General features: G+C 55.9%; 12 protein-coding genes and 2 pseudogenes. 12 read left to right on the top strand and 2 right to left on the bottom strand.

What is annotated here, in order from left to right; all coding sequences use genetic code 11:
* Position 1 precedes the first annotated feature (1 nt).
* The 3 genes from thiC (at position 2) to AC4IE8_RS15165 (ending at position 5,082) form a co-directional block, all read left to right on the top strand.
* Positions 2–1,891 (top strand): phosphomethylpyrimidine synthase ThiC, encoded by a 1,890-nt coding sequence (gene thiC / locus AC4IE8_RS15175; protein ID WP_490791381.1) that lies wholly within the window; start codon positions 2–4, stop codon positions 1,889–1,891.
* A complete protein-coding gene (gene rsuA, locus AC4IE8_RS15170; RefSeq protein WP_068987356.1) occupies positions 1,888–2,577 on the top strand; it encodes a 16S rRNA pseudouridine(516) synthase RsuA in 690 nt (229 codons plus the stop codon). Before thiC ends, rsuA begins: the two co-directional genes overlap by 4 nt.
* Before the next feature lie 372 nt (positions 2,578–2,949).
* Positions 2,950–5,082 (top strand): bifunctional diguanylate cyclase/phosphodiesterase, encoded by a 2,133-nt coding sequence (locus AC4IE8_RS15165; protein ID WP_068987357.1) that lies wholly within the window; start codon positions 2,950–2,952, stop codon positions 5,080–5,082.
* Between the two features lie 47 nt (positions 5,083–5,129).
* Here the strand turns inward: AC4IE8_RS15165 and rapA are convergent, their stop codons facing one another.
* Positions 5,130–8,009, bottom strand: coding sequence for an RNA polymerase-associated protein RapA (gene rapA, locus AC4IE8_RS15160; RefSeq protein ID WP_068987358.1), 2,880 nt, complete (start codon positions 8,007–8,009; stop codon positions 5,130–5,132).
* 145 nt (positions 8,010–8,154) lie between these two features.
* Between rapA and AC4IE8_RS15155 the strand changes: the two genes are divergently transcribed.
* The 8 genes and pseudogenes from AC4IE8_RS15155 to AC4IE8_RS15120 all read left to right on the top strand — a co-directional run bounded on the left by AC4IE8_RS15155 (position 8,155) and on the right by AC4IE8_RS15120 (position 14,004).
* Positions 8,155–8,679, top strand: a complete 525-nt coding sequence (locus tag AC4IE8_RS15155; protein WP_083225842.1) for a YqhA family protein — start codon at positions 8,155–8,157, stop codon at positions 8,677–8,679.
* Between the two features lie 99 nt (positions 8,680–8,778).
* Positions 8,779–9,204: a GIY-YIG nuclease family protein gene (locus tag AC4IE8_RS15150; RefSeq protein WP_490791380.1), complete on the top strand. Its 426-nt coding sequence runs from the start codon at positions 8,779–8,781 to the stop codon at positions 9,202–9,204.
* A 139-nt stretch (positions 9,205–9,343) separates the two neighbouring features.
* Positions 9,344–9,658 carry a c-type cytochrome gene (locus AC4IE8_RS15145; RefSeq protein ID WP_068988476.1) on the top strand — a complete coding sequence of 105 codons (315 nt, stop codon included), beginning with the start codon at positions 9,344–9,346 and terminating at the stop codon, positions 9,656–9,658.
* A 209-nt stretch (positions 9,659–9,867) separates the two neighbouring features.
* Positions 9,868–10,148: pseudogene (locus AC4IE8_RS15140) on the top strand (efflux RND transporter permease subunit); the annotation flags it as partial.
* Between the two features lie 195 nt (positions 10,149–10,343).
* Positions 10,344–11,405, top strand: a complete 1,062-nt coding sequence (locus tag AC4IE8_RS15135; RefSeq protein WP_490791379.1) for a GGDEF domain-containing protein — start codon at positions 10,344–10,346, stop codon at positions 11,403–11,405.
* A gap of 169 nt (positions 11,406–11,574) precedes the next feature.
* Positions 11,575–11,948: pseudogene (locus AC4IE8_RS15130) on the top strand (efflux RND transporter permease subunit); the annotation flags it as partial.
* Positions 11,949–12,292: 344 nt separating this feature from the next.
* A complete protein-coding gene (locus AC4IE8_RS15125; RefSeq protein WP_490791378.1) occupies positions 12,293–12,769 on the top strand; it encodes a copper chaperone PCu(A)C in 477 nt (158 codons plus the stop codon).
* 146 nt (positions 12,770–12,915) lie between these two features.
* Complete coding sequence (locus AC4IE8_RS15120; protein ID WP_490791377.1) at positions 12,916–14,004, top strand: hypothetical protein; 1,089 nt, start codon at positions 12,916–12,918, stop codon at positions 14,002–14,004.
* Here AC4IE8_RS15120 and AC4IE8_RS15115 read toward each other — a convergent pair.
* Complete coding sequence (locus AC4IE8_RS15115; RefSeq protein ID WP_068987364.1) at positions 13,957–14,187, bottom strand: hypothetical protein; 231 nt, start codon at positions 14,185–14,187, stop codon at positions 13,957–13,959. The two genes, AC4IE8_RS15120 and AC4IE8_RS15115, sit on opposite strands and share 48 nt — an antisense overlap.
* A 393-nt stretch (positions 14,188–14,580) precedes the next feature.
* Here AC4IE8_RS15115 and AC4IE8_RS15110 point away from each other — a divergent pair, with 393 nt between their 5' ends.
* Positions 14,581–15,192 (top strand): c-type cytochrome, encoded by a 612-nt coding sequence (locus AC4IE8_RS15110; protein ID WP_068987367.1) that lies wholly within the window; start codon positions 14,581–14,583, stop codon positions 15,190–15,192.
* Positions 15,193–15,240 lie beyond the last annotated feature (48 nt).

Raw genomic sequence — 15,240 nt, 5'->3', positions numbered from 1 at the left:
CATGAGCGCCATTCCAGAAGATTTCATCAAAAAGACCGCCACGCTTTCAGAGGAGGTTACCCGTCCCTTTTACAATTCACGCAAGATCTATGTGGAGGGTTCGACGCCGGATATCCGGGTGCCTATGCGGGAGGTCGAGCAGGAGGCCACCTCGGCCAGCTTCGGCGCCGAAGAGAATCCGCCGATCCCGATCTATGATACCTCTGGCCCGTTTACCGATCCTCAGCAAACAATCGATTTGATGCAGGGGATGCCCGATCTGCGTACCCCCTGGATCGAGGCGCGGGCGGATACGCAACGGCTCGATGGTCCAACATCCGAATATGGCCAGAGCCGTCAGAACGATCCGGAGCTTGCCCAATTGCGCTTCGAACATATCCGTGCGCCACGTCGCGCCAAAGCAGGCGCTAATGTGACCCAGATGCACTATGCCTGCCAGGGCATCATCACCCCGGAGATGGAGTTTGTGGCGATCCGGGAAAACTGCCGTCTGCAGGAGCTGCGCGAGGATCCCCGCTACGCCAAGCTGCTGCGCCAGCATGCCGGTGAGGGTTTTGGCGCCAACATACCCGATGAGATCAGCGCGGAGTTTGTTCGCTCCGAGCTGGCCGCCGGCCGGGCGATCATCCCAGCCAATATCAACCATCCGGAATTGGAACCGATGATCATCGGGCGGAATTTCAGGGTCAAGATCAACACCAACATCGGCAACAGTGCGATCACCTCTTCGATCGGTGAGGAGGTGGAGAAGATGGCCTGGTCCGCCCGCTGGGGTGGCGATACCCTGATGGATCTCTCGACCGGCAACAATATCCATGAGACCCGGGAGTGGATCCTGCGCAATGCGCCGATGCCGATCGGTACCGTGCCCATCTACCAGGCCCTGGAAAAGGTCGATGGCAAGGCGGAGGAGCTCAGCTGGGAGATCATGCGCGACACCCTGATCGAACAGGCCGAGCAGGGGGTGGACTATTTCACCATCCATGCCGGTGTGCTGTTGCGCTATGTGCCTCTGACGGCGGAGCGGGTTACCGGCATCGTCTCCCGTGGCGGCTCCATTCTTGCGAAGTGGTGTCTGGCGCACCATCAGGAGAACTTCCTCTACACCCATTTCGAGGAGATCTGCGAGATCATGAAGGCCTACGATGTGGCCTTCTCTCTGGGTGACGGCTTACGTCCCGGATCGCTGGCGGATGCCAACGATGCGGCCCAGTTCAGTGAGTTGGAGACCCTGGGTGAATTGACCAAGGTGGCCTGGGAACACGACGTTCAGGTGATGATCGAAGGGCCGGGTCATGTGCCGATGCAGATGATCAAAGAGAATATGGAGAAGGAGCTGGAGGACTGTTTCGAGGCGCCTTTCTACACCCTGGGCCCGTTGGTGACCGATATCTCCCCGGGCTATGACCACTTCAGTTCCGGTATTGGCGCGGCGCAGATCGGTTGGTACGGCACGGCCATGCTCTGTTATGTAACCCCCAAGGAGCACCTTGGCCTGCCGAATAAAGAGGATGTTCGTGAAGGCATCATTACCTATAAGGTTGCCGCTCATGCCGCCGATCTGGCGAAAGGATTTCCTGGCGCCCAGTTGCAGGACAATGCCATGTCCAAGGCGCGCTTCGAATTCCGTTGGGAGGATCAGTTCGCGCTCAGTCTCGATCCCCAGCGGGCGATCGAGTTCCACGATGAGACGCTGCCTCATCAGGCCCACAAAGTCGCCCATTTCTGTTCCATGTGCGGGCCCCACTTCTGCTCCATGAAGATCACCCAGGATGTGCGGGAGTATGCCAAGACCCACGGGATGAGTGACGGCGATGCGTTGCAACAAGGCATGGAAGAGAAAGCCGTGGAGTTCAAAAAGCAGGGGAGTAAGCTCTACAAAGCATTATGAGGCTGGACCGGTATCTCAGTCAGGTCACTGAACTGAGTCGCTCGGAATCACGCCAAATGATCCGTGCCGGGCGGGTGAGTGTCGATGGCTTGGCGATCGCCCAGCCGGCCCATCAGGTCGACAGCCGTGCGCAGATCCACTTGGATGAGCGACTGCTGGACAGACCTATGCCCCGCTACTACATGGTCAACAAACCGGCGGGTGTGGTCTGTGCCACACGGGACCCCAGCCATCGAACCATTCTTGAGCTGTTGGGTCTGAGCCGACCGAAGACGCTGCATATCGCGGGACGACTCGATATCGATGCCACCGGACTGGTGTTGGTCACTGATGACGGTCAGTGGTCACACCGTATTACTTCTCCGGGCAGAAGCTGCGGCAAAACCTATCTGGTGACGTTGAAGTATCCGTTGCAGGAAGCTCAGGCAGCAACCCTTCGCCAAGGGGTTTCACTGCGTAATGAGAACAAGCCGACCCGTCCTGCGGAATTGCATCAGTTGGGCGAAACCCAGTTGACGCTGACCATCACCGAAGGTCGCTATCACCAGGTCAAAAGGATGTTTGCCGCCGTGGGTAATCGGGTGGTTGGACTGCATCGTCAAGCCATCGGCCCCCTGACTCTGGACGAGTGTCTCTCAGCTGGAGATTACAGAGTGCTAACCCAGAACGAGATCGACAGTTTTTGAAACGCTCTTCTAGCGTGACTTGTTTGTAAAATTCCTTTAAATCAGACGGATTGCTAAAGTTCTTTCGCAGATCGCCGAACTATTATCTACCTGGCCGCTAGGATATTTATTAAATTTCCGCAGTTGGATTGCCGACAGGCAGTTTGCTTGTGTCTGAGTGGTAGCTCTTCTGTCGCCAGGGTAATGTCGGTGCTGAGCAAGCTGGATCGCACATGCACTAAAATTATTTGTAGACCTAATGTTATCCAAGGTGGATGAGCGGCTCATTACAGCTGTCATCATGGAAGAAAGGATTGGGTGTTCAGCAGACAGACCATTGAATGGCCGGGATGCTCATAATCACTATCTTGGGGCAATTTTAGGGTATTTATTGTGCGGGGAAAGGTCTCAGCGGCGACTGATCCATGGTCCGGGCTTACCGAAGATGAAATATTGCATCTGCGGGAAGTGATCGATGCCTGCGATGTGGGGCTCTGTCTGGTTGACCGCAATAAGCGGGCGCTGATCTGGAATCCCTGGCTGGCCGATTATCTGGGCAACCTGCCGCAGTTCTCAGAACACGCAACCATCGAATCCCTGATTCCGGCGCTGGCGGGACCGAGATTCGATAGCATGGTCCATCTGGCAATCGCCCTGTCGCAAAAGCAGGGAGTGGAGGCCAGCAAAAAACAGACGCAACTGTCGCGTCATCTTTTCAGTCTCGAGAACGGTCAATTTTTAAGGGTCAGTGTGCGGCCCATGGTGATGCATCCGGGATTCTGTCTGGTGCAGATCAATGAGCTGGCAGCCGAACAGAAAGCGCCCAGCTTGTCAGGTCTTGGACTCACTGAACATCGCACCCGGGCGATACTCTCCTCGGTAGAGGATGCCGTCATTCTGGTTAATGCCGAAGGAATGGTGGAGTTTGTCAATCTGGCCGCTGAGAGTATGACCGGTTTCCAGAGTCAACGTATATCCGGCCGTCCTCTGGCTGAGGTCTATCAGGTCTATGATGAGATGACTCAGTCGGCTCCGCTGTTGACCCTCGAGCAGATTCTTGCCGATGACAGTCGGCAGCTGGTACTGGTTCATCGTGAGGGATTGACGATCCCCATCCAACAGACGATCACCCGCCTGAAGGGGGATGATGGTCAACTGGAAGGGTTTGTGCTGGTTTTCAAGGATACCAGCCAGTCCCGCAAGTTGGCGGCCCAACTGAATTGGCAGTCGACCCATGATCCGGTCACCCGACTCTACAATCGGGTTGAGTTCGACCGTCGACTCTCACTGCTGCTGGATGAGACCCAATTTGAAGATGAGCAGCACTGTCTGCTCTTTCTGGATATCGACCGCTTTATCATCGTCAACGACAACTGCGGTTACGCGGCAGGTGATGAATTGTTGAGGCAGCTCGCCGCCTTGATCAAACGTTCAATTCGCACCAGCGATTTGATTGCCCGCCTGGGTGGGGATGAGTTCGGGATTCTGCTCAGTCAGTGCACACTGGAAGTGGCGGAACGCATTGCCGAGACGATCCGCCAGGAGGTCCAGGCGTTCCGCTTTGCCTGGGAGGGCAAGACCTTCTCCCAGAGTCTCAGCATCGGCATGGTGCCGATCGACAGACATAGCGAGAGCGTGGAGCAGATTCTTGGACACGCGGATATTGCCTGCCTCACGGCAAAAGAGGAGGGGCGAAACAAAATCCACATCTACGATTCGGTGGACAGCTCCGCAGCCAAGCGTCATGGTGAGACCCAGTGGGTGACCCGCATTCGAACCGCCCTGGAAGAGGACCGCTTTACACTCTTTGTGCAACCGATTACATCCCTCAATGATGAAGATGGGGTGCAAGAGCATGTGGAGGTGCTGATCCGCTTGCTCGATGAGGATGAAAACCTGATCCCGCCTGGCGCCTTCATTCCGGCTGCGGAACGGTTTGGTCTGATGCCGGCGGTGGATCACTGGGTCGTGGACCAGGTGGCCCGTTTCATTACCCATAATCGGGACTCCTGTCTGAATGCAGGACGACGCTTTTTCGTCAATCTCTCCGGCCATTCAGTCGTTGATGATGAGTTTCTGCAGTGGATACTGCTGACCATCAGGGAGCGGGATATCCCTGCAGGCATGCTCTGTTTCGAAGTCACCGAGACTGCCGCCATCTCCAATCTCACCTCGGCTGAGCATTTCATGCGCACCCTGCAGCGCTATGGTTGTGAATTCGCCCTGGACGATTTTGGCAGTGGCCTCTCCTCCTTCGGCTATCTCAAACATCTGCCGGTGGAGTATCTGAAAATCGACGGCGCGTTCGTTCATGACATGCTTGAGAATGCGATCGACGAATCGATGGTCGAGGCGATCAATCGCATCGGCCACATCATGGGGCTGGAGACCATCGCCGAGTTTGTCGAAACCGAGGAGATTCTGCAGCGACTCGAGGCGATCGGGGTCGACTATGTGCAGGGGTATGGGGTTTGCCGGCCCTTCCCGATCAAACGCCTGCTGGATGCCACTCCGGCCGCCGAATAGTTCACTTTCAAGCACAACAGGGCGTATTGGATCAGTGTTAACAGGCCCTAGAGCGTAACCACCAGTCGAACGGCGTCCAGGCGCAGACGGGTGGATTGCAGCTGCTGGTGTAGCGCCATCCCCTGCTGCTGAAGCATTTCGATCTCTTCACTACGCACCGCAGGGTTGTGTTTTTTCAGGGCCTGCATGCGCTGAATCTCGGTTGTGTAGTATTTCATCATTTTCGCCGCTGACTGTTTAACCTGCTCATCCACCAGATTGGCTGCGGCCTCTTCCGCTGCTGCGACCAGCGAACGCAACTGTGACCGATAACTGTTGATCACCGGTAGTAGGGCTTTGCGATCCAGCTCCTCGGCATGCTCGAGCAGCGAGTCGCAGTCCGCCAGGTGGTCGAGTCGCCGGCCTTTGGCGTCGATCAGGATGCGGCTTAAGGTGGTTGGCAGAAAGCGGCCTACCTGGAGTTTTCTGGGCGCCGGACACTCCACCACAAACAGGCACTCCAGCAGCAGCTGTCCTTTGCTGAGTTTCGGGTGCTTGCAGGCCATTGCCGTGCTGTTACCGGTCTGGATACCAATTACCTGATCCATGGCGTTACGCACCAGTGGGTGTTCCCAGGTAAGAAAGTGTCGCTCTTCGTGGCTCAGGGCGTCACGCCGACTGTAGGTGGCGGTCAGGCCATCGGCCGGCAGACCGGGTAGTGAACCGGCGATCACCTGTTCGCCGGGACGCAGGATCAGACCCGCCTCGCCCAGCTCTTCCGTTTCGATGTTGTAACAGTCAAACAGCTGTTGGAGATAGTCTGGCAGCTGTTGCGAGTCGTCCTGTTCTGCCAGCTGTTCTACCAGCTGGCTGGCAATGGGCTGCCGACAGGCGCCAAGCTCAAGCAGGTGGTCCCGCCCCTGCTGCAGGCGCAGCTGTATCTGCTGTTTCAACTCACGGGTACGTTCAATCAGATCCGCCAGAACGGCTGGCTCCTGCTCCTCTTCGATCAGTTGCCAGAGTTCGCCACCAAGTTGCTCGCTGATCTGTTGAGCGCCGGGCACATGCTGGCGAAAGGCGTCCAGGCCATCCCGATACCAGTGCAGCATCACCGACTGGGGGCCAGGGTCCATATAGGGCTGATGGATGGTGACGGTCTGTTGCTGGCCGATTCGGTCGAGACGGCCGATGCGTTGTTCCAGCAGATCGGGATCTGCCGGCAGATCGAACAGAATCAGGTGGTGGGCAAACTGAAAATTGCGTCCTTCACTGCCGATTTCCGAACAGATCAGGAGGCGGGCTCCTTGTGGATCGGCAAACCAGGCGGCTGCCCGGTCTCGCTCCACAATCGTCATGTCCTGATGGAATACCCCGGCGGAGATGCCGGACAGGTTGCGAACCGCCTGCTGCAACTCCACGGCGGTCTTATCGTGGCTGCAGATCAATAGAAACTTGTCGTCGGCCTGCTTGCGCAGCAGCTCGATCAGCCAGGAAACCCTGGGGTCCACCTGCCACCACTCAGGGTGGCCCTGCTCACTGTAGAGTCGTTCCGGGGTAAGTCGCAGGTTGGCTGAAGGGATACCGCTCTGCTGCAGTGCGTCCCCATAGCCCTCCGGCATCGGCAGCGGGTAGGCGATCAACGCTCTGGCTGGAAAGCCGCTGATACGAGCGCGGGTGTTGCGGAACAGTACCCGTCCGGTCCCATGTCGATCGAGCAGGTTGTTGATCAGGTTCTCTCGCGCATCGTTTCGTTCAGCCGGATCCCGGGTCGGATCATTGAGCAGACTCAGCAGCGGAGCGCTTTCGGACTCATCCAGTTTGTTCAGCAGCGCCTGAGTGGCTTTCTCGGGTAGCGGCTCCTCCCGCAACAGATGCTCCACGGCTTCCGCGACCGGCTGATAGTGCTGCTCTTCCTGGAGGAAACTCTGCAGATCGTAGTAGCGATCCGGGTCGAGCAGGCGCAAGCGGGCAAAATGGCCGGCCTGACCGAGCTGTTCCGGGGTGGCGGTCAGCAGCAGTACCCCGGGAGTGCGCAATGAGAGGGCTTCGACCAGCAGATACTCCGCACTGGGGTCCTCTTCCGACCAGGTCAGATGGTGTGCCTCATCGACAATCAGCAGATCCCACTCCCCATCCAGTGCCTGGCTGAGGCGGGCTGGATTGTGGTGAAAAAGATTCAGACTGCAGAGCACCAGCTGTTCCGCATGGAACGGGTTGTCCGCCTGCCCCGAGTCCTGAATGGCCTGGCAGGTCTCTTCATCGAGGATGCGGAATTTCAGATTGAAGCGTCGCAACAGCTCAACCAGCCACTGATGGACCAGTGGATCCGGCACCAGGATTAATACCCGGCTGGCCCGTCCGGTCAGCAGTTGCTGGTGGAGGATCAGGCAGGCCTCGATGGTTTTTCCCAGGCCCACTTCGTCAGCCAGCAGCACCCTGGGCGCGGGTCGTCCGGCCACTTCATGGGCGATATAGAGCTGATGAGGGATCAGATCGATGCGCGGGCCGGTCAGGCCGAGCAGAGAGGAATGCTGCTGTTTCCCCAGGTGGCTGAGGGTCAGCTGACGCAGGTTGAACCAGTGGGGGGGATCAATCTGACCGGTGAGCAGCCGTTGTTTGGGTTGGTCGATGCGCAGGGTGTCACTCAACTCCAGCTCTTCAAGGCGCACCTGACTGCCATCGGACCGATCACCCAGGTAGGTGATCAGGCCGTCATTGAGCAGGGTCTGACGGACACTCATCTGCCAGCCTTCACGACTCTCGATCTGGTCACCGGCGGTGAACGCCACCCGGGTCAGAGGGGCTCCCTCGATGGCGTAGACCCGGCTCTCGTCGATGGCCGGGAAGTGGATGGTGACCCGGCGGCCTTCACAGCCGGTAATCACCCCCAGACCGAGTTCCGATTCCGTGTCACTGATCCAGCGTTGACCCGGCAGAAAAGATGGCATAGTCATGGTCCTGCAAAAAAGGGGCTGATGATAATGGCTATCGGTACGCTTTAACACCCTGGCGTCAACGGTAACCCGGTTGTCAGGTCTCAGTTTGGTCTTCTCTGATATGATTGCCTCACCTTGAATAACGAGAATAGATGTTGTGGAAGCGATATTTGAAAAACTACTCTGGAACAGCCGGCTGATTGTCCTCGCCGCTGTGGTTGCCAGCCTGGCGGCAGCCGTTGCCATGTTCTATATGGCCTCTGTGGATGCCTTCTATATGATCAGCCATTTAGGTCACTATGCCTCGCCGGCCCTGACGGGTGAGGAGCGGGTGGCGCTGCGTTCAACCACGGTGACCCATGTGGTGGAGATTGTCGATGGCTATCTGTTGGCGACGGTGCTGCTGATCTTTTCACTTGGCCTGTATGAGCTGTTCATCAGCAAGATCGATCAAGCCGAGGGTTCTGACAGTGCTTCAAACGTCCTGATGATCACCAGCCTGGATGACCTGAAGAGCCGCCTTGCCAAGGTGGTGATGATGATCCTGGTGGTGCGATATTTCGAGTTCGCCCTCAGTATGGAGTTCTCGACGCCGCTGGACCTGCTGCAATTTGCCGGGGGAATTGCACTGCTCGGGCTTGCTCTCTATCTGTCCCACATGGCGGATAAGAGTGGTCATTGAGCGATCTCACGGCTGAGAGCGGTCATCGGGATCTCCCCCAAGCCGACTGGCAGGGTCTCACGCTCGGGACTTGCCCAGGCAAAGTTCCCCGGAACCTATGTGTTGCTGTTGCACAATCCCAGGCGCCAACAGATCCAGGTAGGTCGTCTGGGGCTGTGCGATTTCGTCCGCGGTTGGTATCTCTACGTCGGCAGCGCCTTCGGCCCCGGTGGGGTGGCTGCGCGTTGCGCTCACCATCGGCGGATCAGTCTGCGCCCCCGCTGGCATATCGACTATTTACGCGCCGCCACCAATCTGCGCCAGATCTGGTATAGCAATGACCCCCGGCGCCGGGAACATCAATGGGCAGCCCTGCTCGGCGAACCGCTCGGATTGGGCCAACCGATCGGTGGATTCGGTTCATCTGACTGCGATTGCGGGAGTCACCTCTTTATTTCTGCGGTCAAACCCGATTGGAAGGCGTTTGCGGTGCTTGCTGGTGAACGTTTGAGCGCCCAACAGGCGATTAATTGTGAAATTGTTTAATTGATAATTATCCTTTATAGGCAATTTACTTATGTTTAACGTATAATCCAGCATTTTTGTGGGAACGGACTCTGTAAAATCAACCCCGCAGCTGTATTTATCTAACCGAACTATTGAGGATAAACTCCTGATGAATAAGATGAAATCATACTTGCTGGCTACCAGCGCTTCTGTCCTTGCTCTTGGTGCTGTAGCGACTGCGTCCGCCGATCCCGTTGCCCTGGCAACCCAGCGTGGCTGCATGGCATGCCATCAGATTGAGACCAAGGTTGTGGGTCCTGCCTACAAAGAAGTGGCTGCAAAGTACAAAGGCCAGGCTGATGCTGTAGCGGCACTCTCTGCCAAAGTCAAAGCCGGCGGTTCCGGTGTCTGGGGTCCAGTACCTATGCCACCTAACGCCCATGTCAGCGACGAAGACATCAAAGTCATCGTAGAGTGGGTCATGACCCTCTGATTCGGGTTGTTTAGCGGCCTTTCGGCCGTTAAGAGAAAAAGCGCCAGGCAGATGCCGGCGCTTTTTTTTTGCCTGTTGTTCGCCCCGATTGACTCTTCAGCTGGCCGTGACAGCCGTGTGAATTGCCCTGAATGAGTCATTTGAAACGCTTTTTTCAATTTTTCATGTGGATTGATTGTACGGGATTACCTTTATAATCTCTTTCATGCCATTCGATCCTGCTGGTGGACTTCGTCAACCAGCAAGTGCGCGAGGGCATGGATCTGGAGAAAGCGGTGGTCAACTCGGCAGCGGTACGAGCCAAACCCATTGCGCTGACCGCCGTGGCTGCGATGGCGGGTGTTTTTATATCCTCGACAACCCGATTTTCATCGGTCTCACCGTCTCGCTGATCTTCGGTCTCTTCGTTTCCACCGTGCTTACCCTGGCGGTGATACCGGTGGTCTACTATGCGGCCATGCGTAATCGTATCCGGGCTATGTATCTATAGCCCGGATACGCTTGCCTATTCTATGGGATGCAGCTTCTATACGTACTGCCCGCAACTCTAGGCTAGATTGCTACGCTGGCTCTGCGTCGAAGAGCCAATGCCTTGATCTTAAATTCACGGTGCTTGGTGTTACGGGAGAGTGTTCTGAACTATTCTAGAAAGTAGGTTTGGCATTCAACTGACCGGGAAAGATCATTGCCAAAGTTTCAGCAGGTGATTAAAAGGTTTCTTAGGGTGCGATCTGACGTTTTGAATGCCTATCCGATTAGCCTGAGTATCTGCCTGATTGGCTTTCTGGCGCACTTATCCTTCATATTCCTGTTTGATTATTGGGCAATTCCCTCACTCTCCTATTTCAATATCTTTAGCAGTCTGTTGTGGGCTTGGGCGATTGCAGAAGTGGTGCGAGGGTACGTCGCCCGCTCAGTCTATATCGGCACTGCCGAGGTGCTGCTTCATGCTGTGATTGCTATGTCAATACTGGGATTGGATTCAGGGTTCGATCTCTATCTATGGCCGTTAGCAGGATGGCTGGCATATAACCCCAACATCAAGAAAATGTTTGCTCTGATCGCCGGTTCAGCCAGCATCATATTGTGGATGTGGGGTAGAACCTATTGGGGGCAGGCGGCCGATGTGCCCATAGCCGCGGAAACGCTTGATATGATGCTGCGGTTGAATACCATTATTGCAGGTAGCGCGTTTATTGTAGGCATCATCGGTGCACGGATGCATGTTGATAGGCAAAGCGAGATGTTATCAGCGCAGGCTGACAGGGATGAGCTGACTGGTCTGTATAACAGACGCTTTGTGATCGAACATATAAGTAGTTACGAACGCGGAGGACGGCTTGATAGACGGGCTTATGCCTTGATCATGACAGACATTGATCTTTTTAAGGCCGTGAATGATAAATTCGGGCATGAGATCGGCGACAAAGCCCTTGAAGTCTTCTCCAAGGCTCTTCAGCGTTTTTTCAGAAAAGAGGATATGGTGGCACGTTGGGGTGGCGAGGAATTTATCATTGTGCTGCCAAATTGCACGCTTGAAGAAGCGTCAGCAAAGGCGGAGGCTATTCGAAGCGCTATAGCGGATGAACCGGTTGCCCGCGATCGAAATCAATCTGTTTATTTAACCGCAAGTTTCGGGGTGACAGAAAGTTTGGATGGAGAGCGCTTTTCAGATCTTCTATCAAGAGTAGATAAGCTGCTGTACCAGGCTAAGGAGTCTGGACGAAACTGCGTTGTTTCAGGCTAGTTAGGATGGGGTAGGGCCAGGCCAGAGAGAGATGGTTTCTGGTGGTTGGGGCGTTAATTCTCTGGCCCAGTTTTAACGATTGGCGCAATCCATAGGGCCCTTTATGCTCAGCATGTTCGCGGTCATGACCTCGGGCTGATGCAGTTGCTGTAGCAGGCTGTTACTCTTGCTCCTGTCTTTCGACAACAAGTCGAAATTCCAGGTAGTACTCGACATGCCGGAGGGGACCAGTCTTGAGCAGACCACCAAGGTTCTCGACGCCATGAGAGACTACCTGGGCACCGTGCCCGAGGTGACTGACTACCAGGTCCACTCCGGCACCGCTTCGCCCATCGGTTCCAACGGCCTGGTTCGCCAGTACTATCTGAGAGAGGATGCTCACCTGGGTGATATCCAGGTCAACCTGGTGAAAAGCAGTACCGGAGCCGCAAGAGCCACCAGATCGCCCTGGCGGTGCGCGAGCCCCTGCAGGCCATCGCCCGGGAGTTCAACGGCAATGCCAAGATCGTCGAGGTGTCGCCCGGTCTGCCAGTGATGTCACCGTAGAGTGGGTCATGAGCCTCTGATTCGAGCTGCTTAACGGCCCTCCCGGCCGTCAAGAGAAAAAGCGCCTGGCAGATGCCGGCGCTTTTTTTGCCTGTTGTTCGGCTCAATTGACCCTTCAGCTGGCCCCGGTAGCAGGGTCATATGCCCTGAATGAGTCATTTGACACACTTTTTTTCAATTTTTCATGTGGATTGATTGCGCGGGATTGCCTTTATAATCTCTTTAATGCCATGCTCCCGGGCCACGGGAATATAATCTTGTTGAATAATTCGGTGGTTGACCCTGTCAGCAATCTGGCTGTCAGCCTCCCTGATAAAAAACTGTGTTCACTGGAGAAAGAGATGAGCTTGCAACGTTTGCTTCCAATCCTTGGCTTTTGCCTGTTTTTCATGGGTCAACAGCTGATGGCCGGTTCTGCCGTGATGGCCGACGATCCCTATGTCCGCGCTGTACCCCCCGGCCAGCCGAATTCCGCCTCATTCATGACCCTGCATAACATGGGTAAAAAGGATCTCGCTCTGGTTAGCGCCAGCAGCAGTGCCGCTGAAGTTGTCGAGCTGCATACCCACACCATGGAAGATGGCATGATGCGGATGCGTAAAGTGGAAAAGATCGACCTGCCTGCGGAACAGAAAATCAGCCTGAAGCCGGGTGGGCTGCATGTCATGCTGATCGGCTTGAAGCAGAAACTGGTGCCGGGTGAGAAGATCGGCCTGACCCTCAGCTTCGACGATGGATCGGAGCTCAAATTGGATGCTCCGGTGCGCAAGCTGCGTATGAAGATGAAACAATCCGACCACGGTAGCCACAACCACTGAGCTGGATTGGGCTGGTCTGGCTAGAGGTTTATGCGGGTTTTTTATCCTCAAGTGAGCACGAATGTCGCTAACCAGGGTGTAGCCATGTGGCCCCGGTCTCCACATGGTTGCACAGTCTCGATGGCATTCGGCCGGGGATTGTTTGCATGAAACAGTCCCTCATAGAGTCACACGCTGCCATGCAGCAGGCATTTGCTTCCGGTCTCGAACGCCTGCTGCTGCAGCCGGGGCTCGGCAGCTATATCCTGGTACACGCCAATGCCAGTTTCGATGCTGAGATCTATCGATCCCTGAAAAGCCAGCTTGCTCGTCGCTTTGATCAACAGGCGGAGTATTGCCGCCTGACCCTGAGTGAGGGACGGGAGTTGGTTGGCGCTGCCGATGACAATCTGGTGTTTCTGAAATTGATGGCCATCGGCTTCGATGGTGTGCATGCGGCTGAATTCCGCGATGAGGCGGATTGGGAGTTGCAATTCAACCATATCCGCGCATTTCGTCCCTCGCGAATGACCAGTGAGCCTGCCCTCGGTATCAGCCGTCCATTCGATCCGAACGGGTTTCATTTCAACAAACCCTTTCTGCGCAGGGAGGCCTTCTGGGCAGGCGATCTGCACGGTGTGGAAGTGGAGCTTATGTATAACAAGTTTCCCTTTGTACCGATGCACTGCCTGCTGGTTCCCGATCGCACCCAGCGCCTCCCCCAACTGTTGACCCGCAAATACCACGACTATGTCTGGGAGCTGGTTGACCGGTTGTGTAGCGGCCTGCCTGGTGTCGGTATCGCCTACAACAGTTTTGCCGCCTTTGCCTCGGTCAATCATCTTCACTTTCAGCTTTTCATCAGGCCAAAGCCGCTACCGCTGATGCGCGATCATTGGCGGCACAATGGCGGAGAGCGGGATTACCCGCTGAATTGCGAAATCTATGAATCGGCGGCTGAGGCTTGGCAGCGGATTGAGTCACTGCACCGCTCGGAGGTCAGCTACAATCTGGTCTACCAGCCAGGCAGGCTCTACTGCATTCCCAGGAAACGTCAGGGCAGTTATGAGCATCAGCCCTGGACCAGAGGATTTGCCTGGTATGAGTTGGCTGGGGGATTCACGACCTTCAGCCGGTCGGATTTCGACACCCTGGATGCCGATGCAATCACCCGGGAACTGGTCAAGCTGCGACCGGAATCTGTCGGCTCAGGTCAGCCAGTGGACCAGGTAGTAGAGACGAAACCCCTCCGATGAGCGGGAAGGACCGTTGACCTGTGCCGCGTGGAGGTTCTCCTGTTCGGTGGCCTTTTGGATCGCCTCTTCCGCCGATGAGGCGAGGGTGACACAGTTTTCCGGAAATCGATCCCGACGTCGGCTGGGGGTGTAGATGACCGCATAGCTGGTGCGTACGATCGATTGGTCCGGATCTTTCTGCATCTTGATGGGCCTGAGCGGATAGGAACCTGGAGTTTATCGGTAACCCGGTTTGCAGACAAACGGGCCGGCTGTTCGCTGCCGGAGTGGTCGCTGATGGCAATTCCGGATTGGCGGAATGGTGATGCTCTCGAACCCTGGGCTTGGATGGTGACCGAAGGCTGGTGAGTGGCATGCCATCCGGCTGGCTGATCCTCTCCGGCATGTTACAGACCAGGCCGAGTTTTCGGAGTCGTCCGGCCACTGCTGAAGCGATGGATTTTGACCTTTATTAGAAAATTCTGGTATAGTTTCGCAGCTTTTTTACGGTCTTTGGGTGGGCTGACAACGCTCTGGCTGCCACCGGAAGGTCCGGGATTTTTAACATATCCAGCATAATTCAGAGCAGGATTGATCATGAATAAATGGTTCGTAACCGCAACCCTAGCCCTCTCTTTCAGTGTCGGCCTTGTGCAGGCTGCAGGCAATGCAGAAGACGGTAAAAACAAATCCGCTGTCTGTGCCGGTTGTCATGGCGCTGAAGGCAACAGCCCTCTCAACCCAGTCTGGCCAAAAATCGCCGGACAGCATCCGGCGTATATTGAAAAGCAGATCAAGGATTTTAAGGCGAACAAGCGCAGTGATCCGATGATGTCGCCAATGGCCGCTCCTCTGAGCGACCAGGATATCGCCGATCTTGCTGCCTTCTACTCCAGTCAGACCATCAAAACCGGTGTGGCTGCTGCGGACAAGGTTGAAGCGGGTGAGCGTCTCTATCGGGCCGGAAATGCCGATACCGGTGTGGCCGCCTGTATGGCCTGTCACGGACCATCCGGTGCGGGTAACCCCCAAGCCAACTTCCCAGCCATCGCCGGTCAGCATGCCACCTATGTGGAAAAGGCACTGAAGGATTTCCGTGCCGGCACCCGCACCAATGACGCCAGCAAGATGATGCAGGGTGTGGTCGAGAGAATGACCGATCAAGAGATGGCCGAGGTGGCCCAGTACATACAGGGGCTCAGTCGTTAAGCAGCCCGGCTGTTCCGATCGAAAAAGGCGGTACCTGGTGTACCGCCT

It is taken from the genome of Candidatus Thiodiazotropha sp. AKAK2 (assembly GCF_058244685.1).
This window is presented reverse-complemented; position numbering and strand designations above follow the sequence as displayed.